The organism is Bacillus sp. OxB-1 (genome assembly GCF_000829195.1).
In the GTDB taxonomy this organism is placed as follows: domain Bacteria; phylum Bacillota; class Bacilli; order Bacillales_A; family Planococcaceae; genus Sporosarcina.
This window is the reverse complement of sequence record NZ_AP013294.1, coordinates 2086135-2104606: the sequence shown is the minus strand read 5'-3', so window position 1 is coordinate 2104606 and position 18472 is coordinate 2086135. Positions and strand designations below refer to the sequence as shown.

The window sequence follows — 18472 nt, the reverse complement described above, 5'->3', positions numbered from 1 at the left end:
TTTGCAGAAATTAAGGCGTCCTCCCTCTAGCGCCCGTAGCTGGACGTAGATAATACAAGGTTTGGAAAGTTATCCACATGCCCGGATTTCACAATTTCCTAAGCGGCGAAAAAGGCCGTTTGCCCGGGTCGGCAACGGCCTTTGTGTGTTATTTATTTGCGATAAAGTCGAAGGTCAACTTACCGAGCTGCTCATTTCGAATATCGCGGACGATCAACTCGGCGACTTTGTCATAATCGATTTCACCGCCGGCTGCGTACACTTTCCGGAGTTCCCCGATTTGTTCGAAGACAGCCAGGATGTCCTCTCCGACGGTTGACAAGCCATACCGTTCGGCCAACCGATTCGGGTAATGCGCCTCAAGGAAACGGAGCCCATACACCGCCAAATCTTCCATATTGACGATGGAGTCCTTGATGGCCCCTGTCAGTGCCAGTTTGTACCCGACTTCCTGATCCTCGAACTTCGGCCATAGGATGCCCGGCGTATCCAGCAATTCCAATTCCTTGCCGAATTTGATCCATTGTTGGGCCTTGGTCACCCCCGGCTTATCACCGGTCTTGGCTATGTTCTTCCTGGCCAGCCGATTGATCAGCGTCGATTTGCCGACGTTCGGGATGCCGACGATCATCGCGCGGATAGCGCCTGGGCGAATCCCCCGCTTCCGCATCCGTTCCAACTTCGGTGCGATGACCTCTTTTGCCGCCTTCGTGACGGTTTGCAACCCTTTTCCTTCGAATGAATTGATGGCCACGGCGCGGATGCCCTGCTCTTCAAAATGGCGGATCCAGCGGGATGTCTCCGCCTCATCCGCAAGGTCCATCTTGTTCAAGATAAGCAATCGCGGTTTTTGGTGAATCACTTCATCGATCATCGGGTTCCGGGAAGATAACGGAAGCCGGGCATCGATCAATTCAAATACGATGTCCACCAACTTCAATTGTTCGGTCACTTCCCGGCGAGCTTTCGCCATATGACCTGGAAACCATTGGATTGTCACAATTTCTGCCTCCTTATTTCACCGCGCCAAAATCACTGATCGGCCAGAAGACAAATTTGGTGCTGCCGATGATTTCATCAATCGCCACGGCCCCGATATGACGGGAGTCCTTGCTTCTCCTTCGGTTATCCCCCATGACGAAAACATGGCCCTCCGGCACGGTCGTGCTTTGGATTTTCTCTTCCAGTGTAAAATCTTCCGTCAAAGGAGGATTGGGCACTTCTGATTTGTTTTGATCCAAATACGGTTCATCGTAAGGCTCCCCGTTGATATAGAGGACATCATCCCGATACTCCACCGTATCGCCAGGCAGGCCGATCACCCGCTTGATATAGTCTTTCTGTTCCGGCGCATGGAATACGACGATGTCAAACCGGTCCGGCTCTCCGATCGTATAACCGATTTTATTGACAATCATCCGATCGCCGTCCTCCAATGTCGGCATCATCGATTCCCCGTCCACGACGATTGGGGTGAAGAGGAAAATTCGGATGATGGCCGCCAAACCGAACGCGATCAGTAATGCTTTCATCCATTCCCATGTTTCGTTTTTCTTCTTTTTCTCTTGGTTTTCATTCATAGCCAAAGCCTCCCGCATCCTTCTATACCTATTGTACAATCTATCCTTTTCAGAGGCAAAAAGAAAGGGAGCCGAATATCCGGCTCCCGAATTCTTATGTTTGCTATTAGCGGATTTCTTTGATACGTGCAGCTTTTCCGCGCAGACTGCGAAGGTAGTACAATTTCGCACGGCGTACTTTACCACGGCGTGTCACTTCAAGTTTTGCGATTTTCGGCGTGTGTACAGGGAATGTACGTTCCACACCTACACCGTTGGAGATCTTACGGACTGTGAATGTTTCACTGATTCCGCCACCACGACGCTTGATAACGACACCTTCGAAAATTTGGATACGCTCGCGCGTGCCCTCTACGATTTTCACGTGCAAGCGGACTGTGTCTCCCGCACGGAAAGTCGGGTGATCAGTGCGAAGCTGATCTTTTGTGATTTCTGCAATAAGACTTTGCATGATTTTCTCTCCTTCTCCACAGACGCTCTTGCATCTCTTGCCTTTGCAGCGGAACATCAGTCAGTATGTACTTCGCGTAGAAGTACATAGTAGATAATACCATACAGGGCAAGGGCGCGCAAGGTTCTCTGTTCATTATTTTTCATCTTTCAGTTGTTCCAGCAATTTCCGTTGATGATCGGTCAGCGGCGCATTTTTCAGAAGATCCGGCCGGCGCTGGTACGTCCGGAGCAGCGACTGTGCTTCCCGCCATTTGTCGATTTCGGCATGATTGCCCGACAGTAGGACTTCCGGCACTTCCATGCCATTGAAATTGGCAGGCCGTGTATATTGCGGATGTTCCAACAATCCCGTCGAGAAGGAATCTAGAACCGGCGATTCCGAATTTCCAAGCACATTCGGTAAAAGGCGGACGACGCTGTCGATGATCGCCATAGCCGCAATTTCTCCGCCAGTCAAAACGAAATCCCCGAGTGATATCTCATCTGTAATAAGATGCTGGCGAATCCGCTCATCGTAGCCTTCATAATGGCCGCAGAGGAGGATCAGATGATCTTCGGCAGAGAGTTCTTCCGCTTTCTTCTGGGTGAAGCGCTCGCCTTGCGGACACATGAGGATGACACGCGGCGCCTTATCGAGACCTGCCGTGAGCGCATCTACCGCACCGAATAGGGGCTCAGGCTTCAATACCATCCCCGCACCGCCGCCGTATGGATAATCATCCACTTTGCGATGCTTGTCCGTTGAGTAATCGCGGAAATCCGTCACTGAAAACGATACCGCATCGTTCGCTTGCGCCTTTTTTAAGATCGACGAGTGCAGCACGCCTTCGAACATTTCCGGAAACAGCGACAACACATCGATTTTCATCAAGACAACAGTCCTTCCATCGGTTCGATGACGATTCTCTTCTCATCGACATCAACTTCCTTGACGACGTCCTCGATATACGGGATGTAATGCGGCTTGCCTTGAGCGGGAGTGACCGTCCAGACGTCGTTCGCCCCGGTTTCCAAAATCTCGGTCACTGTCCCGATTTCCACCCCTTCCGTCGTAAAGACGGTGCAGCCGATCACTTCGTGGTAATAAAATTCCCCTTCTTCCAGGTCGCCGAGCTGCTCATCAGATACTTTCAATATACCGTCCCGGTATTTCTCGACGTCGTTGATGTTCGGGTGGTTCTCGAACGTCAGCAGGTCGAAGTTCTTGTGTTGGCGATGGCTTGCGACAATGAGAGGAATTGGAGTTTTACTGCCCGGCATGAAGAGCGCCAGCTCATTGCCGGGCGCATAGCGTTCCTCTGGAAAATCGGTACGGGAGATAACGCGGACTTCCCCTCGGATGCCATGGGTGTTGACGATTTTGCCTACATTGAAATAGTTCATCTCTTACACCATCCTCTAATAATGTGGAGGCTGTTGGACAAAAAAGGAAGGAACATAGGCTCCTCCCTTTCGATATCCAAGCATATGATGTTGCGGTCAATCGATAATATCGACAAAAACCTTTTTACCGTGGTGACTGCTCGCCGCTGAATAAACAATTGTACGTATCGCTTTCGCCACACGTCCCTGCTTTCCGATCACTTTCCCCATGTCTTCCGGATTCACGGAAAGTTTATAGATGATGCGGGTATCCTGCTCATCCATTACGACTTGGACATCTTCGGGATAATCGACTAACGGTTTGACGATTGTTTCAATCAGCTGCTCCATGTACACCCCTCCTGATTATTTGCCGTATTTTGCGTTATGGAATTTTTCCATAATGCCTTGGTCAGAAAACAGGTTCCGTACTGTATCAGAAGGTTTCGCACCATTCTGTAGCCATTTCAAAGCCAACTCTTCGTTGATTTTGACTTCAGCCGGTTTTGTCAATGGGTTGTAAGTCCCCACTGTTTCGATTTGACGGCCGTCACGTGGTGAACGTGAGTCCGCAACAACAATACGATAGAAAGGAGATTTTTTCGCTCCCATACGTTTTAGACGAATTTTAACTGACATTTCTTCTTGCACCTCCGAATAGTTTCACACAAGATAGTATATTATCAAGGTTTCCGATGTTTGTAAAGTGTTTTTTCTTAACAGCCGAAATTTCTTTAGAAACGAATCCGCAGTTGATGGGAACTCCGGTGCTCCCTTTCCGCGGGCATCGCTTCAGCCAATCGGACAACGAAGGGTCCGATTTGCCGTATTTCTGTGCAATTTGCAGAAATTAAGGCATCCTGTGCTGCCAAACGCTACGCTTTTTGGCGCAAAAGTCGTTCTTCGTAACGGCTTTCGCTTCGCTCGTGCGGGGTCTTCAGCTGATGCTATTCCCGCAGGAGTGTCGCACCTGCGTTCCCATCAACTGCTCTTCTGAATCAATAAAGATACAGAACTTTCCCAGGCAACCGCAGAAGTCCGAGATTTATTTAAAAAACGAATCAAACCCTGGCATTTTCATCTTCTTTTTCCCTTTTTGCTGCATGTTGGTCATTTGTTTGACCATTTTTTTCATTTCGTCGAATTGCTTCAACAGCCGGTTGACTTCCTGGATGGATGTTCCGGAGCCTTTGGCGATCCGCTTTTTCCGGCTGGCGTTGATGATTTCCGGAGTGGTCCGTTCCGGGATCGTCATGGAGCGGATGACCGCTTCGACGCGTCCCATCTGGCTTTCATCGACTTTGGCGTTTTCCAGCCCTTTGATCTTATTGGCGCCGGGCATCATTTTCAGCAGTTCATCGAGCGGCCCCATCTTTTTGACTTGCTGAAGCTGATCGAGGAAGTCGTCGAGCGTGAACGTCTGGGTGCGAAATTTCTGCTCCAGCTCTTTCGCCTTCTCTTCATCGACATTTTCCTGCGCTTTCTCGATGAGGGACATGACATCGCCCATGCCGAGGATCCGGGAAGCCATCCGCTCTGGATGGAATGCCTCCAAAGCATCCATTTTCTCGCCCATCCCGACGAATTTGATCGGTTTCTGGGTGACGGAACGGATGGAGAGGGCCGCCCCGCCCCGAGTGTCCCCGTCCAGCTTTGTCAGGACGACACCCGTGATGCCGATCGTTTCATTGAAACTTTGGGCGACATTGACTGCGTCTTGCCCGGTCATGGCATCGACGACGAGGAAAACTTCATCCGGATTGCTCAGTTCACGGATATCCTTCAATTCCTGCATCAGCGCCTCATCGACATGGAGGCGTCCCGCCGTATCGATGATGACGACGTCGTTATGTTCCTTTTCCGCCTCTTCCAATGCCTGACGGACGATTTCGACCGGCGATACATCGGTTCCGAGTGCGAATACCGGCATAGTCAGCTGTTTCCCAAGAGTTTCCAACTGCTGAATGGCAGCCGGCCGGTAGACGTCTGCCGCCACGAGGAGCGGTTTTTTGTTATGGCGTTTGCGTAAAACAGTTGCCAACTTACCAGTCGTCGTCGTTTTACCCGCACCTTGCAGACCGACCATCATAATGACCGTCGGTGATTTCCGTGAAAATTGGATGGGATTCTGTTCTCCCCCCATCAGGCTGGTCAGTTCATCTTTAACTATCTTTACGACTTGCTGACCGGGTGTCAGGCTTTTCATGACATCCTGGCCGACAGCCCGCTCACTGACCGTTTTAACGAATTCTTTTACCACTTTCAAGTTGACGTCCGCTTCGATCAATGCAAATCGGACTTCCCGCATCATCTCTTTGACGTCAGCTTCGCTAATTTTCCCCTTGCCCGTTATCTTTTGAAGCGTCCCTTGCAGGCGCTGGGCTAATCCTTCAAATGCCATGCAGGCGGCCTCCTACTCATGTTCTTTTAACGCGCTCACCAGTTTCCGGATGGCATTCATGCGATCATCCTCGCCATCGAGCAGCAATTCGATCTGTTCAACGATGTCCACCCGTTTCTGGAATTTAGCAAATAAATTCAATTTCGTTTCATAATCTTCAAGCATCGCTTCGGTCCGTCGTACATTATCATAGACCGCTTGGCGCGACACTCCAAATTCCTCGGCGATTTCACCGAGTGAAAGATCATCCAGATAATATAATTCCATATAATGTCTCTGTTTCTCTGTCAACAATGATTGATAGAAATCGAAGAGAAAGTTAATGCGTGTCATTTTTTCAAGCACCATCGGCCATGCCTCCCGCTTCTTCACCTGTCATCATAGTATGACAATGAAACACTGTCAAGGAAATTTACTTGTCCTCTTCTTCCGGCTCCGCTTCCAACCCATCGGCAAAAAGGCCGTAGACGTACTTCTCCGGGTCGAATGGCTGCAGATCGTCGACACCTTCGCCCAAACCGACGAACTTGACCGGGATATGCAGCTTGCTGCGGATGGCAAGGACGATCCCGCCTTTTGCTGTCCCGTCCAACTTCGTCAGGACGATGCCCGTCACATCGGTTGCCTCCTTGAATGTTTCCGCTTGGATGAGTGCGTTCTGTCCGGTCGTCGCATCGAGCGCGAGGAGCACTTCATGCGGCGCCCCTTCCACTTCCTTGCCGATGACGCGATGGACCTTTTCCAGCTCATTCATCAAGTTGACTTTGTTTTGCAAACGGCCTGCGGTATCGCAGATGAGGACATCGACATTCCGTTTCTTTGCCGCCCGGATCGCATCATACATGACCGCTGCCGGATCGGACCCTTCAGATTGTCGGATCACTTCCACGCCGGCCCGTTCCCCCCAGACGACGAGCTGATCGATGGCGCCCGCTCGGAACGTGTCACCTGCCGCCAGCATGACCGTTTTCCCTTCTGCCATGAGACGTGCCGCCAGTTTTCCGATTGTCGTTGTTTTCCCGACGCCATTGACTCCGACCATCAATACGACCGTCAAGCCATCTTCTTGGATATTCAGGCTATTGTCCAGTTCTTCGCCCGCTTTGTAGATATCGACCAATTTCTCGGATATGACGGATTGGATGCCCGATGTATCTTTGATATTTTTTCGTTTCACTTCCAATTTCAATTCGTCGATCAATTCCATGACCGTTTCGAAACCGACGTCCGCTTGTAAAAGCAGTTCCTCCAGTTCTTCGAAAAACTCCTCGTCCACTTCCCGGAAACGGGCGACGAGGTCATTCACTTTGGAAGTGAACTGATTGCGTGTTTTCGATAAACCATCCTTGAATTTTTCTGTTACCGCTTCATTCGTCCCTGTTATTTTCTCTTTTAGCTTTCTAAAAAAAGACATTGTCGATCGACTCCTTTACATGATAGCCCCTTCCGGCACTTCGGATAGTTTGACGGAGATGAGACGGGATACGCCGGATTCCTGCATCGTCACACCGTATAATACGTCCGCGCCTTCCATCGTCCCTTTCCGGTGCGTGATGACGATGAACTGCGTTTTTTCCGAGAATTTTTTCAAATACTTACTATAGCGGATGACGTTCGCCTCGTCGAGCGCCGCTTCCACTTCATCCAAGATGCAGAACGGAACAGGACGGACTTCGATGATCGAGAATAGCAATGCGATGGCGGTCAACGCCCGTTCGCCGCCGGATAATAAACTGAGATTCTGCAATTTCTTTCCGGGCGGCCGGGCCATAATATCGACTCCTGTTTCAAGCAGATCATCGGGATCCGTCAAGAGCAAGTCCGCCTCGCCGCCTCCGAACATTTCACGGAATACATGGCGGAACCGTTGCCGGACTGCAGCAAAGGTTGTCGAGAAACGGGTCTTCATCTCCCGATCCATTTCGGACATCGCTTCTTGCAAGGTACCTTTCGCTTCAAGCAGATCGTTGCGCTGCTCGCTTAGGAAACGGTGGCGTTCTGTCACTTCCTCGAATTCCGGGATAGCACCTTGATTGACAGGACCCAATGCTTCCAATTCACTTTTCAGCATTTCGACCCTTTCCCGCGCTTGCTGTTCATCGAAATCAGCGGTGAAATCAGCTTCGGGATACAGTCCATAGTCGTCCAAGAGACGCTGGGTTACACCTTCATACTTCACTTCTAGGCGGGATAGGGCCACGTTGATCGTATTCAACGCGGAAACTGCTTGTCCGGCCTGATCGCGCAGTTGCCGAAGCTCTGCCCCTTTCTCCTCAAGTTGCTGGGATAATAGCACCCTCGATTCCCTTTTCTGAATCAATTCCTGCTCGACGGTGGATTTTTCCTGCACCGCTCCTTCAATCCGCTTTTGGATTTCATCTGCCGTCAACTCGCCGCCTTCATCCGACCCATGGAAAAACTGCAATTCTTCCTGCAGTCGCAGAATTTTTTCCGCTAACCGCTTTGCCGATTCCTCCATGGCCGCGATGGAAGCCTGCTGGTACGTTCTCTGTTCCCGGAGCACGGCGGATCGTTCCCGCAAATTGCTCTGCTTGGCGATAAGCGCCGATTCTTCATTGCGCCGGTCAGACGCGAGCCGTTCCAATGTCTGGACTTCAGATTGGATGGACTCCAGCTCTTCTTTTACATGAAGATGCTTGTTCTGCAATTCGCTTTTCTGTCCCATCAGCTCCGAACCGGAATGTTCCGCCCCTTGTCTGCCTCTTTCCGTGACGGCTATTTCCTGTTCGATCGATTTGATGGTGATGTCCACCTCACGGATCCCCGATTGTGCAGCGGCTAATCCGACATGGTGTTTTTCCATTTCTTCTCGCAGCCGTCCGGTCTCTTGCATCCACTTGGCGACATCCATCTTCGTGTCGCTTAGTTTCCGATTGGCGGTTTTCAAGGATTCTTCCATGCGGTGCAATTGCTTTTTCAACGTCTCCAATTCAGCCTTGCGAGTGAATACGGAAGCTTGGCCTTTGACGCCCCCTCCTGTGAGGGACCCGCCGGCATTGACGATATCCCCGTCGATTGTCACGACCCGGAACCGATAATTCATCAATTTCGCAATCGCCGACGCTCCGGTGAGTGTTTGGGCGACCAGGGTATTCCCGAGAAGGTTTTCCGTGACCCCTCGATACGCCTCGTTCGTTTGGACAAGCCGATCTGCCGTGGCGATGAATTCCGGATGCTGTTTCACTGCATAGAGGCTGGTCGTTGGAATCGTCCGCGGCTTCATGACATCTCTCGGAAGGAATGTGGCTCTCCCTGCATTTTTTGATTTCAAGTAACCGATCGCTTTTCGCGCCTCGGCTTCCGTCGTCGTCACCAAATGTTGGAGCGCTCCGCCCAATGCTGTTTCCACGGCTTTCACAAATTCAGGATCGACGGAAATCAATTCGGCGACCGCTCCGTCAATGCCGGAAAGTTTACCGGCCCGCTTCGCCAAGAGCACTTCTTTGACGCCCGAATAAAAACCCGAGAAATCGGCCTCCATGCTTTCCAATGCACGGACCCGCCCACTCATTTCATGTTGACGGTTGAGCGCTTTCTGCATCATCTCCTGCTGGGAAGCAAGCTCCTTTTCGGCGATGTGGAGAGCTTCAAGGGCCTGTTGATACGCCGCTTCTTCAGCCTCATATTGCTGTTCCAGACGGGAAAGGGAGGACGCCTTCGCTTTTCGCTCCTCCTTCAATTCTCGTAGTTTTTCACGTAAGAGAGCCGTCTGTTGCAATATCCGCTCGGAGGACGTCCGCTCTCCTTCCAACCGTTCCTCCAGATGCTTCAAATCATTGCGCAGCGTGGCTTCTTCGTTCAGACGTTCGATGTAAAGCGATTTCAGCTCCTCGATTTCCGCCTCCGTCTCTTTCGCCGAGCGCTTCAATACTTGCGAAATGGCATCCAATTCACCCGCGATGCCGGCATACTCCTGCTCCGTCTGTTCCAATTGCTCGATCGCCGGACCGATTTTCCCGGCAAGCGCCCCTTGTTCGGCCACTGCGCTCTCCAGCTCCGTCTGCAGACGTAGAATCTGTTGTTCAGCGTTGCGCTTTTTTTCAAGGGAAAGGAGACGGCGGCCTTCCCACTTTTCCGCTTCGGCACTGACCGTGACGAGTTTTTTTTGCAACTTTTCCATCTCTTCGTCCACTTGGGCCAGTTGCGCGTTGAAAACCGTGCTTTGTTGTTCCATTTGCCGAACATCGTTTTCATACCGATTCTTTTCCTGTTGTAACCGTTCGGCTTCACGGGAAGTTTGAAGGATCTCCTCTCTCAGTTTTCCTGTATCCAGATTGAGCAGACGAACGTCCAACTCCCGGATTTCTTCCGATAGGACATTATACGTTTTGGCGGCTTGCGCGCTTTTTTCCAACGGGCCGATCCGGGTGTCAAGCTCCTTCAGGATATCCAGGACCCGATCCAAATTATCCTCGGTTTCAAACAGCTTATGCTCCGCTTTCCGTTTCCTTGTCCGATATTTCAAAACACCGGCCGCCTCATCAAAGATGGTCCGGCGTTCTTCGGGCCGACTGTTCAAGATTTCATCGATCCGGCCTTGGGAGATGATGGAGAATGCTTCTTTTCCCAGGCCGGAATCCATAAAGACATCGGTAATATCTTTCAACCGGCATTGTTGGCCGTTCAGGAGATAAGCGCTCTCCCCCGAACGGAACACGCGGCGGCTGACGCTAATTTCCGTATAATCGAGCGGAAACCGATTTTGGCTATTATCCAAAACCAAAGTCACTTCCGCAAAATTCAACGGCTTTCTGGAATCACTTCCGGCAAAGATGACGTCTTCCATTTTCGAGCCGCGCAACGATTTTGCCGACTGTTCGCCAAGGACCCAACGGATGGCGTCCGTTATATTGCTTTTCCCACTGCCATTCGGACCGACGACCGCCGTGACGCCAGGGACAAAGTCGATGCCGATCCGCTCTGCAAACGATTTGAAGCCGATGATTTCCAGTCTTTTAAGAAACACGTTCAGTTCTCTCCTTCGACTTGTCGGCTTTCCAGTTTTCCGATGGCATGCCGGGCCGCTTCCTGCTCGGCTTCCTTTTTAGATTTTCCAATGCCGGTCCCCATCTCCTCATCCCCGAGGCGCACGACTGTGACAAACTTTTTCGCATGTGCTGGACCCTTCTCTTCGATGATTTCATAATGAAGAGAACCGTTATTCGTCTGCTGGACGATTTCCTGCAGACGGCTTTTATAATCCATCATATGCGAAAAAGCACCGACGCTAATTTTCGGAAAAACAATCTTCTCTAAAAAGGACGTGACGGCTTCTAAACCTTGATCCAGATAAAGAGCCCCGACAAATGCTTCAAAAACATCCGCCAACAATGCAGGGCGCATGCGACCTCCTGTCTGCTCTTCCCCTTTCCCTAAAAGGATATATCGCCCGAACCCGAGTTCATTTGAAAATTTCTCCAATGACGGTTCGCAGACGATCGCAGCCCGGAGTTTCGTCAATTCCCCTTCGGACATGTTAGGTTCCGTGGCGTATAAAAAGCGGGAGACGCCGAGCTCCAGAACCGCATCCCCTAAAAATTCCAATCGTTCATTATCGGTATAATTCCGTTTCCGGTGTTCATTGACATAAGAGGAGTGGGTGAACGCGTTATACAAGAGAGTGCGGTCGGAAAAGTGGATATCCAGCTCCGCCTCCAGCTCCTCGAATTTATGTCGGATGGTTGCAGGCAACGTACCATTCGTTGATCTTTGCTGATGTCGTCTATTGGTCATTACAATTCTGCCTTTCTTCACTAAGTTAATCTACTTCTGATTTTACTCCTTTGGGACGGTTAGTGCAAAAGCGAAAAGAGACGCTTCCGATCCTTTCAATGAATGAAAGGATGAAAGAGTCTCCGCCGGTTTCACCCGTTAATTTACTTTAGCTTCGATATACGTTACGGCATCGCCGACTGTTCCGATTTTCTCGGCATCGTCATCGGAGATTTCCATATCGAACTCATCTTCCAATTCCATAACAAGTTCCACGACGTCCAAAGAGTCCGCCCCAAGATCTTCACGGAAAGAAGCTTCCGGTTTCACTTCGCTCTCATCGACACCAAGACGGTCGACGACAACTTTCGTTACACGTTCAAGTACTGACAAATCTGTCACCTCCTCTCAAAGGAAAGCTATAAACAGGAAGTCGTCGCTTTCCACTGCGGGCGGACGCTTTCCGCGGGCATGGCCTCAGCCTCCTCGTCGCTTTGCTCCTGCGGGGTCTTCAGCTCATGCTATTCCCGCCGGAGTCACCGCCCTCCGCTCCAAGCAACTTGACTTTGAAATAAAAAGAAAGCACATACTATATTTTCTTACATCACCATTCCACCATCAACATGGATCGTCTGACCTGTAATATAAGCTGCATCGTCGGATAGCAGGAAGAGGACCGAGCGTGCCACGTCTTGCGGGCTGCCGAGTTTTCCGAGCGGAATGACCGAAAGCATCTGCTCTTTCACTTCGTCCGTCAGCACTTCGGTCATATCCGTCGTAATGAAGCCCGGTGCGACCGCGTTGACGTTGATGTTCCGTGAAGCCAGTTCTTTGGCGGCCGTTTTCGTGAAGCCGATGACCCCCGCTTTGGCAGCGACGTAATTCGCTTGGCCCGGATTGCCCGACACCCCGACGATCGATGCCACATTGACAATCTTCCCAGCCCGCTGCTTCATCATTTGGCGCGTAACCCCTTTCGTGCAGAGGAACACGCCTTTCATATTAATATTGATGACGTCATCCCATTCATCTTCCTTCATCCGCATGAGAAGGTTGTCCTTAGTGATACCCGCATTGTTGACTAGGATATCAATGGAGCCGAAGGTTTTCAATGTTTCATCGATCATATTTTTGACACTGTCAGCATCGGATACATCCGCCTGGATGGCAAACGCTTCGCCTCCCGCTTCTCGAATCAACCCGACAACCTCATCGGCTTTCTCTTTGCTGCCGCTATAATTGACCGCTACCCGGGCCCCTTCTTTCCCTAACAGAAGAGCAATTTCCCTTCCAATCCCACGGGATGCACCCGTGACGATCGCTGCTTTCCCTTCAAATCTAGCCATTCACGACCACCCTTTCGCCGCTTCCACAACGGCTTGCACTGTTTCTTCATCATACGCTGATAAAACTGTAGCACTTCTATCAATCTTCTTTATCAGCCCGCTCAACACTTTCCCTGGACCGCATTCAACGAAATGAGTAACGCCTAGTTCCAGCAGCGTCCGGACCGAATCTTCCCATAAGACAGGGGAATACAGCTGCTCGACAAGCAAGCTTTTGATTGTATCCTCATCTTGGACAGGAGAAGCGTTGACATTCGCGATGACCGGAATTGTTGCATCGGACATGTCCACTTCAGCTAGCGCAGCGCCCAGTTTGGAAGCTGCGGGCTCCATGAGGGAAGAGTGGAAAGGACCGCTCACATCGAGAGGGATCGTTCGCTTCGCTCCTGCCTCCTTCAATTGAACGCACGCCTGCGCAACGCCCTCTTTGGAACCTGAAATGACAATTTGCCCCGGGCAGTTCATATTCGCCGGCTGGACCGGATTTCCTTCCGCCGTGATTGCATCCGTCACTTCTTTCAACTTTTGGCCGTCCAGTCCCAGGATGGCGGCCATTGCGCCTTCCCCCGCCGGAACCGCTTCATTCATATACAATCCGCGTTTATGGACCAATGAAACCCCGTCTTCAAAGGAGAGGGTCCCCGAAGCGACCAATGCGGTATATTCACCGAGGCTGTGCCCCGCCGTATAATCGGGCGCTACGCCTTCCTCCATCAGGCGTGATGCAATCATCGAACCGACCGTCAGAAGTGCCGGCTGCGCATGATAGGTCAACGTGAGCTCTTCCTGAGGGCCTTCCAGGATCAATTGACTCAGTCCGAACCCGAGAACTTCATCTGCTTGTTCCAAATACCGCTTACTCTTTTCGTTTGTTTCAGCCAACTCTTTTCCCATGCCGACCGACTGCGATCCTTGTCCTGGGAACACAAATGCCACTTTCGTCATTCCGTCTCCGCCTTTCCGATTGTTTCGCGGATTGTCCCGCTGACATCATATTGCACCATCGTCCTAGCCTGGCGAATCGCATTCAAAATGGCGTTCGCGTTGGAGGAACCATGCGCTTTGATGACCGGCGACCGCAAACCGAACAGCCCGGCGCCGCCGTACTCTGTATAATCCAATTTCCCTTTCAGCCCGCCCAATTCGTTTTTGACGAGGGCTGCCGATAATTTCGTTTTCATGGAAGCGGTATACACTTCCTTCAGCATCGAAAAGAATCCGAGAGCGGTTCCTTCGATCGTCTTCAAGACCATATTCCCCGTGAAACCATCCGTTACGACAACATCCGCTGCGCCGGTCAATAAATCCCGGGCCTCCACGTTACCGATGAAATGGATCGGCGCATCCGACAAGAGCTCATACGCCCCTTTTGTCAGCTCGTTCCCTTTCCCCTCTTCAGTTCCGATGTTCAACAGGCCGACTCGGGGTTTTTCAACACCGCGCACCTTTTCCGCGTAGATGCTTCCCATGATGGCAAATTGTTTTAAATGAACCGGCTTTGAATCGGCATTGGCACCGACGTCGAGCAGGAGGAACCCTTGTCCGTCGACTGTCGGCAAGGTCGGGGCCAGCGCCGGGCGTTCAATCCCTTCCATCCGCCCGACGAGGAATAATCCCGCGGCTACGAGCGCACCTGTATTTCCCGCGGAAACACCCACATCCGCCGCACCGTCATGCACCGCTTGCGCCATTCTTACCATAGAGGCGTCTTTCTTCCTGCGGATGGCGCGGACCGGTTCGTCATCCGGCTCGATTTTCTCGCTGCAATGAATGATTTTCAACCGCTCGTTTTGTTGCACATGCGGGGCGATCGCCGCCTCATCACCATAAATATGTATTTGAATGTCCTGAAATGCGTCCAAGCTTCTCAGAGCTCCTGCAACGATTTCAGCGGGGGCATTGTCTCCGCCCATCCCATCAACTGCTATGATCATGTCGATTCCTCCTGCTTCCCGTCCCGCGTCCGATACATGTAAAATTGCCCGATGAAGACGGTCTCCTCACCGACTGTCGAGACGACCTCGACCAAAGTCCGTTTTTTCTCCGGACTTTCCTCCTTCACTTCGGCACGGGCCACGACCCGGTCTCCCGCTTTGACGGGTTTTATGAAATTCAATGTGGATTTCGCGGTCAATGCCAGGTCTTCATCCAGCACGGCCACCGCGAGGGAATTCGCCTGGGCGAATAGATGGTGCCCCCGTGCAATCCCATTTCTTTGGAAGACATGATCGGTAGTCACGTCAAAAATGGACAAAGCCCTCTTATCCAGTTCGATATCGACGATGTCACCGATGATTTCATCGGAATGAAGGGACTTCACTTCCCCTTGCATCGTCCGGGATGCGACGGTTTTCAAGCGCTCCCGAAGTTCCGGAATCCCAAGCTCAAGCCGGTCCAACCGGATTGTTTGAACACTTACAGAAAAATGATCCGACAGCTCCTCATCAGTCATAAAAGGGTTTTCTTCAAGCAACTCTCCAAGACGGCGTTGTCTTTCCTGCTTCGGTATTCTCAATAAATTCACCTTCCGGATTAGCACTTGGTACTAACACCAGTATATAAATATTGTTATCGGATTGCAACCCTAGAAAAGAAAGAGTTAAAGAAACCTGCCGATCCAGCACGATCGACAGGCAATGAGCAGATTTTCAATCGATCCGTTCCCCATCCAATGCACCTGACTGTTCCAATTGTCCGCGAAGATAAGTGTATTCCGCGTCTTTCCAGAATCGGGGGGACTCCAGCAGCCGTTCCGCATCTGCTTTGGCAGTGTTCAGGACGCGGTAATCGTGGACCAAATCCGCCACTTTGAATTCAGGCATCCCGCTTTGCTTCTTGCCGAAGACATCCCCGGCACCTCGGAGTTCCAAGTCTTTTTCCGCCAATAGAAATCCATCATTCGTTTCTGTCATCGTCTGCATCCGTTCCTTCCCCTCCTCCGTTTTCGGATCGGCCAGAAGGACACAATACGATTGTTCGGTACCGCGTCCGACTCGGCCCCGCAACTGATGAAGCTGAGCAAGACCGAAGCGCGTCGCGTCGTAAATGAGCATGAACGTCGCATTCGGTACATTGACGCCGACTTCGACAACTGTCGTGGAAACAAGTACATCAATCTGCCCCGTGCTGAACTCCCGCATGATGGCATCTTTTTCATCAGTCGGCAAGCGGCCGTGCATCAGTCCGACTTGGAAGCGGCCGGCAAAATGCTGGGACAACTGGGCATGGACATCGACCGCGTTCTGCACATCCAATTTGTCGGACTCCTCGATCAGCGGGCAGATGACGTAAGCTTGGCGTCCCGCCCGCAGTTCCTGGTCCATCTTGCGCAAGACGGGCAAGAGGGAATCCTCTTTCAGCCAATGGGTTTCAATTTTTTTCCGACCTGCCGGCAATTCATCCAATATGGAAATATCCATCTCTCCGAAAGCAGTGATGGCAAGCGTCCGCGGAATCGGCGTTGCTGTCATGAACAGGACATCGGGGTTTATGCCTTTATCCCGCAAAACCCGCCGCTGTTCGACTCCGAAACGGTGCTGTTCATCTGTTATGACGAGTCCGAGACGATGGAATGTGACATCCGGCTGGATCAAAGCGTGTGTGCCGATCAGCAGGTCGATTTCACCCTTTTCCAGTTTCTCCAATATCGTTCTTCTCGCTTTCCCTTTCGTCGAACCTGCCAGAAACGCAACCGTGACCCCATGCGGTTCCAGCCATTCGGCCAAGGAGGAGGCATGCTGTTCGGCTAGAATTTCCGTAGGTGCCATTAATGCTCCCTGATATCCCGCCGTAATAACGGAAAAGAGTGCAATCGCCGCCACTACGGTTTTTCCGGATCCGACGTCCCCTTGCAACAGCCGATTCATCCGGATCGGACTTTTCAGTTCGGCGCATAGTTCATTGACGACTCTTTTCTGGGCATTCGTCAATTCAAACGGCAAGGTCTCGATGAACCGCTTCAACCGGGGCAGGTCGTATTCGATCACTTGCCCCTTTTCGGCCTCTTTCCTCGCCCTTTTCATGCCTTGCATTTTCAGTTGGAAGAGGAGCAGCTCTTCATAAGCAAAGCGCCTTCTTGCCTGTTTGACATCCGCAGGGCTCGTCGGGAAATGAATCATCTCCAGCGCTTCCCCTATGCTTGGCAATTTGTATGCTTCCCGGATGTCAGCTGGCAACGATTCTTCCATTTGTCCCGCCACCAGATCCAGCGCCGAACGCATGAAACGACGGAATGTCTTTTGCTGCATGACCGCTTTCAAGCTATAAACCGGTTCAAAATCCGCCTGTTCGGTTTTCGGTCCGTCCTTGAAATTGCTGACATTGATCACTTGACGGCCGCGGTCCCACTTGCCTGTGACAGTGACAATCATGCCGGGCGCCAGCCGTTCCCTCAAATAATGCTGATTGAAGAACACCGCTTTAATCAGATGACGTCCGGTAAGGAGCCGTAATTGCAGACGGGACCGTTTCTTGCCCAGGTACAATACGGTCGGCTCGCTCTCCACCCTTCCTTCAATCGTCACCCGCTCGTTATGCGGTGTTTCAGATAAATCCTTCAGCCGGAAATCCTCGTGACGATACGGGAAAGTTAAGACGAGATCTTCAATGGTCGAGATTCCGAGCGATCCGAATTGTTCTTTCGCAACTTTCCCGACCCCTTTCAAATTGGAGATTGAATCATGGATGGATAGTATCATGATGGTTTGTTTCATTCCCAAATATTTTTTCTTGCAGCGCCTTTCCGGTCGGAGTCGCAGCCAGACCGCCTTTTGCCGTTTCCCGCAGCGAAGACGGCAACGTTTGCCCGATTCGGTGCATCGCTTCGATCACTTCATCGGTCGGGATCCGGCTCACGATCCCGGCAAGTGCCATATCCGCTCCGACGAGTGCTTTTGCCGCTCCCATGGCATTCCGTTTGACACATGGCACTTCCACCAGGCCGGCAACTGGATCGCACACGAGTCCGAGCATGTTTTTCATGACAATGGAGAACGCCTCCGCGCTTTGCTGCGGTGTCCCCCCGGCCATTTCCACGATGGCAGCCGCCGCCATCGAAGCCGCGGATCCCGTCTCCGCCTGACAGCCCCCCGCTGCGCCCGAAATTGACGCATTGTTCGCGACGATAAAACCGAAAGCGCCTGACGTAAAGAGGTAATTCAACATCTCTTGGCGGGTCGGATTCAATTTATGCTTTACCGCAAATAACGTACCGGGTACGATTCCCGCCGCACCGGCTGTCGGCGTGGCACAGATCAAACCCATCGCGGCATTCACTTCATTCGTCGCGACTGCTTTGCTGACCGCATCCAAAATCAAATTCCCGCTCAAGGATTTACCGGTTGCCATATAATTCTGAAGGAGAACCGCGTCCCCGCCTGTCAGACCGGACGGAGATCGGACACCTTGCAGACCGCGCTCGACAGCTTGTTCCATCACCGTCAAGTTTTGGTCCATCTGTGCGATAATGTCTTCCCGCGAGCGTTTCGTCATGAGTATTTCTTGTTCGATCATGATTTCCGATATTGGCTTATTTTGCGTCTCTGCAAGCGCTACGAGCTCTTTTACGGTTCCGAATAAAACCTCCATGCCGCTCCCCC

Annotated in this window: 19 protein-coding genes; all 19 read right to left on the bottom strand. The window is 51.6% G+C overall.

All coding sequences use genetic code 11. The annotated features are described in order from the left end of the window. Positions 1 to 148 precede the first annotated feature (148 nt). Positions 149 to 1000, bottom strand: coding sequence for a ribosome biogenesis GTPase YlqF (gene ylqF, locus OXB_RS10290; protein WP_041074025.1), 852 nt, complete (start codon positions 998 to 1000; stop codon positions 149 to 151). A 13-nt stretch (positions 1001 to 1013) separates the two neighbouring features. Then, on the bottom strand, positions 1014 to 1580 hold the full coding sequence (gene lepB / locus OXB_RS10285; RefSeq protein WP_041074023.1) for a signal peptidase I: 567 nt from the start codon (positions 1578 to 1580) through the stop codon (positions 1014 to 1016). Positions 1581 to 1686: 106 nt separating this feature from the next. Next, the gene (gene rplS / locus OXB_RS10280) at positions 1687 to 2031 is read right to left on the bottom strand and encodes a 50S ribosomal protein L19 (protein WP_041074021.1); all 345 of its coding nucleotides are present in this window, start codon (positions 2029 to 2031) and stop codon (positions 1687 to 1689) included. A gap of 135 nt (positions 2032 to 2166) precedes the next feature. Further along, the gene (gene trmD, locus OXB_RS10275) at positions 2167 to 2901 is read right to left on the bottom strand and encodes a tRNA (guanosine(37)-N1)-methyltransferase TrmD (RefSeq protein ID WP_041076626.1); all 735 of its coding nucleotides are present in this window, start codon (positions 2899 to 2901) and stop codon (positions 2167 to 2169) included. Beyond that, a complete protein-coding gene (gene rimM, locus OXB_RS10270) occupies positions 2901 to 3416 on the bottom strand; it encodes a ribosome maturation factor RimM (RefSeq protein ID WP_041074019.1) in 516 nt (171 codons plus the stop codon). The genes trmD and rimM overlap by 1 nt, the downstream gene beginning before the upstream one ends. Before the next feature lie 96 nt (positions 3417 to 3512). Next, entirely contained in the window at positions 3513 to 3746 is a 234-nt protein-coding gene (locus OXB_RS10265) for a KH domain-containing protein (RefSeq protein ID WP_041074017.1), read from the bottom strand. Positions 3747 to 3761: 15 nt separating this feature from the next. Then, positions 3762 to 4034, bottom strand: a complete 273-nt coding sequence (rpsP, locus tag OXB_RS10260) for a 30S ribosomal protein S16 (protein ID WP_041074015.1) — start codon at positions 4032 to 4034, stop codon at positions 3762 to 3764. Positions 4035 to 4440: 406 nt separating this feature from the next. Then, positions 4441 to 5796 (bottom strand): signal recognition particle protein, encoded by a 1356-nt coding sequence (ffh, locus tag OXB_RS10255; RefSeq protein WP_041074013.1) that lies wholly within the window; start codon positions 5794 to 5796, stop codon positions 4441 to 4443. A gap of 12 nt (positions 5797 to 5808) precedes the next feature. Continuing rightward, positions 5809 to 6144, bottom strand: a complete 336-nt coding sequence (locus OXB_RS10250; protein WP_084212441.1) for a putative DNA-binding protein — start codon at positions 6142 to 6144, stop codon at positions 5809 to 5811. Between the two features lie 64 nt (positions 6145 to 6208). After that, positions 6209 to 7210 (bottom strand): signal recognition particle-docking protein FtsY, encoded by a 1002-nt coding sequence (gene ftsY, locus OXB_RS10245; RefSeq protein ID WP_041074011.1) that lies wholly within the window; start codon positions 7208 to 7210, stop codon positions 6209 to 6211. A gap of 15 nt (positions 7211 to 7225) precedes the next feature. Then, positions 7226 to 10783 carry a chromosome segregation protein SMC gene (gene smc / locus OXB_RS10240; protein WP_041074009.1) on the bottom strand — a complete coding sequence of 1186 codons (3558 nt, stop codon included), beginning with the start codon at positions 10781 to 10783 and terminating at the stop codon, positions 7226 to 7228. 2 nt (positions 10784 to 10785) lie between these two features. Then, positions 10786 to 11550, bottom strand: coding sequence for a ribonuclease III (gene rnc, locus OXB_RS10235; protein ID WP_041074006.1), 765 nt, complete (start codon positions 11548 to 11550; stop codon positions 10786 to 10788). A 138-nt stretch (positions 11551 to 11688) separates the two neighbouring features. Continuing rightward, positions 11689 to 11922: an acyl carrier protein gene (gene acpP / locus OXB_RS10230; RefSeq protein ID WP_041074004.1), complete on the bottom strand. Its 234-nt coding sequence runs from the start codon at positions 11920 to 11922 to the stop codon at positions 11689 to 11691. Positions 11923 to 12128: 206 nt separating this feature from the next. Next, the gene (gene fabG / locus OXB_RS10225) at positions 12129 to 12875 is read right to left on the bottom strand and encodes a 3-oxoacyl-[acyl-carrier-protein] reductase (protein WP_041074002.1); all 747 of its coding nucleotides are present in this window, start codon (positions 12873 to 12875) and stop codon (positions 12129 to 12131) included. Continuing rightward, on the bottom strand, positions 12876 to 13820 hold the full coding sequence (gene fabD / locus OXB_RS10220; protein WP_041074000.1) for an ACP S-malonyltransferase: 945 nt from the start codon (positions 13818 to 13820) through the stop codon (positions 12876 to 12878). It abuts the gene before it with no gap. Then, positions 13817 to 14809, bottom strand: a complete 993-nt coding sequence (gene plsX / locus OXB_RS10215) for a phosphate acyltransferase PlsX (protein ID WP_041073998.1) — start codon at positions 14807 to 14809, stop codon at positions 13817 to 13819. The genes fabD and plsX overlap by 4 nt, the downstream gene beginning before the upstream one ends. Further along, the gene (gene fapR / locus OXB_RS10210) at positions 14806 to 15390 is read right to left on the bottom strand and encodes a transcription factor FapR (RefSeq protein ID WP_041073996.1); all 585 of its coding nucleotides are present in this window, start codon (positions 15388 to 15390) and stop codon (positions 14806 to 14808) included. Before fapR ends, plsX begins: the two co-directional genes overlap by 4 nt. A 133-nt stretch (positions 15391 to 15523) precedes the next feature. Further along, positions 15524 to 17587 (bottom strand): ATP-dependent DNA helicase RecG, encoded by a 2064-nt coding sequence (gene recG, locus OXB_RS10205; RefSeq protein ID WP_231860309.1) that lies wholly within the window; start codon positions 17585 to 17587, stop codon positions 15524 to 15526. After that, positions 17553 to 18461: an L-serine ammonia-lyase, iron-sulfur-dependent, subunit alpha gene (gene sdaAA / locus OXB_RS10200; protein WP_041073994.1), complete on the bottom strand. Its 909-nt coding sequence runs from the start codon at positions 18459 to 18461 to the stop codon at positions 17553 to 17555. Before sdaAA ends, recG begins: the two co-directional genes overlap by 35 nt. Positions 18462 to 18472: the final 11 nt, after the last annotated feature.

What these genes read in the sequence shown, in the direction of transcription:
- lepB (WP_041074023.1), bottom strand. Translation starts at nt 1,580, where the DNA reads ATGAATGAAAACCAAGAGAAAAAGAAGAAAAACGAAACATGGGAATGG.
- rplS (WP_041074021.1), bottom strand. Translation starts at nt 2,031, where the DNA reads ATGCAAAGTCTTATTGCAGAAATCACAAAAGATCAGCTTCGCACTGAT.
- trmD (WP_041076626.1), bottom strand. Translation starts at nt 2,901, where the DNA reads ATGAAAATCGATGTGTTGTCGCTGTTTCCGGAAATGTTCGAAGGCGTG.
- rimM (WP_041074019.1), bottom strand. Translation starts at nt 3,416, where the DNA reads ATGAACTATTTCAATGTAGGCAAAATCGTCAACACCCATGGCATCCGA.
- OXB_RS10265 (WP_041074017.1), bottom strand. Translation starts at nt 3,746, where the DNA reads ATGGAGCAGCTGATTGAAACAATCGTCAAACCGTTAGTCGATTATCCC.
- rpsP (WP_041074015.1), bottom strand. Translation starts at nt 4,034, where the DNA reads ATGTCAGTTAAAATTCGTCTAAAACGTATGGGAGCGAAAAAATCTCCT.
- ffh (WP_041074013.1), bottom strand. Translation starts at nt 5,796, where the DNA reads ATGGCATTTGAAGGATTAGCCCAGCGCCTGCAAGGGACGCTTCAAAAG.
- OXB_RS10250 (WP_084212441.1), bottom strand. Translation starts at nt 6,144, where the DNA reads ATGGTGCTTGAAAAAATGACACGCATTAACTTTCTCTTCGATTTCTAT.
- ftsY (WP_041074011.1), bottom strand. Translation starts at nt 7,210, where the DNA reads ATGTCTTTTTTTAGAAAGCTAAAAGAGAAAATAACAGGGACGAATGAA.
- rnc (WP_041074006.1), bottom strand. Translation starts at nt 11,550, where the DNA reads ATGACCAATAGACGACATCAGCAAAGATCAACGAATGGTACGTTGCCT.
- fabG (WP_041074002.1), bottom strand. Translation starts at nt 12,875, where the DNA reads ATGGCTAGATTTGAAGGGAAAGCAGCGATCGTCACGGGTGCATCCCGT.
- fabD (WP_041074000.1), bottom strand. Translation starts at nt 13,820, where the DNA reads ATGACGAAAGTGGCATTTGTGTTCCCAGGACAAGGATCGCAGTCGGTC.
- plsX (WP_041073998.1), bottom strand. Translation starts at nt 14,809, where the DNA reads ATGATCATAGCAGTTGATGGGATGGGCGGAGACAATGCCCCCGCTGAA.
- recG (WP_231860309.1), bottom strand. Translation starts at nt 17,587, where the DNA reads ATGAAACAAACCATCATGATACTATCCATCCATGATTCAATCTCCAAT.
- sdaAA (WP_041073994.1), bottom strand. Translation starts at nt 18,461, where the DNA reads ATGGAGGTTTTATTCGGAACCGTAAAAGAGCTCGTAGCGCTTGCAGAG.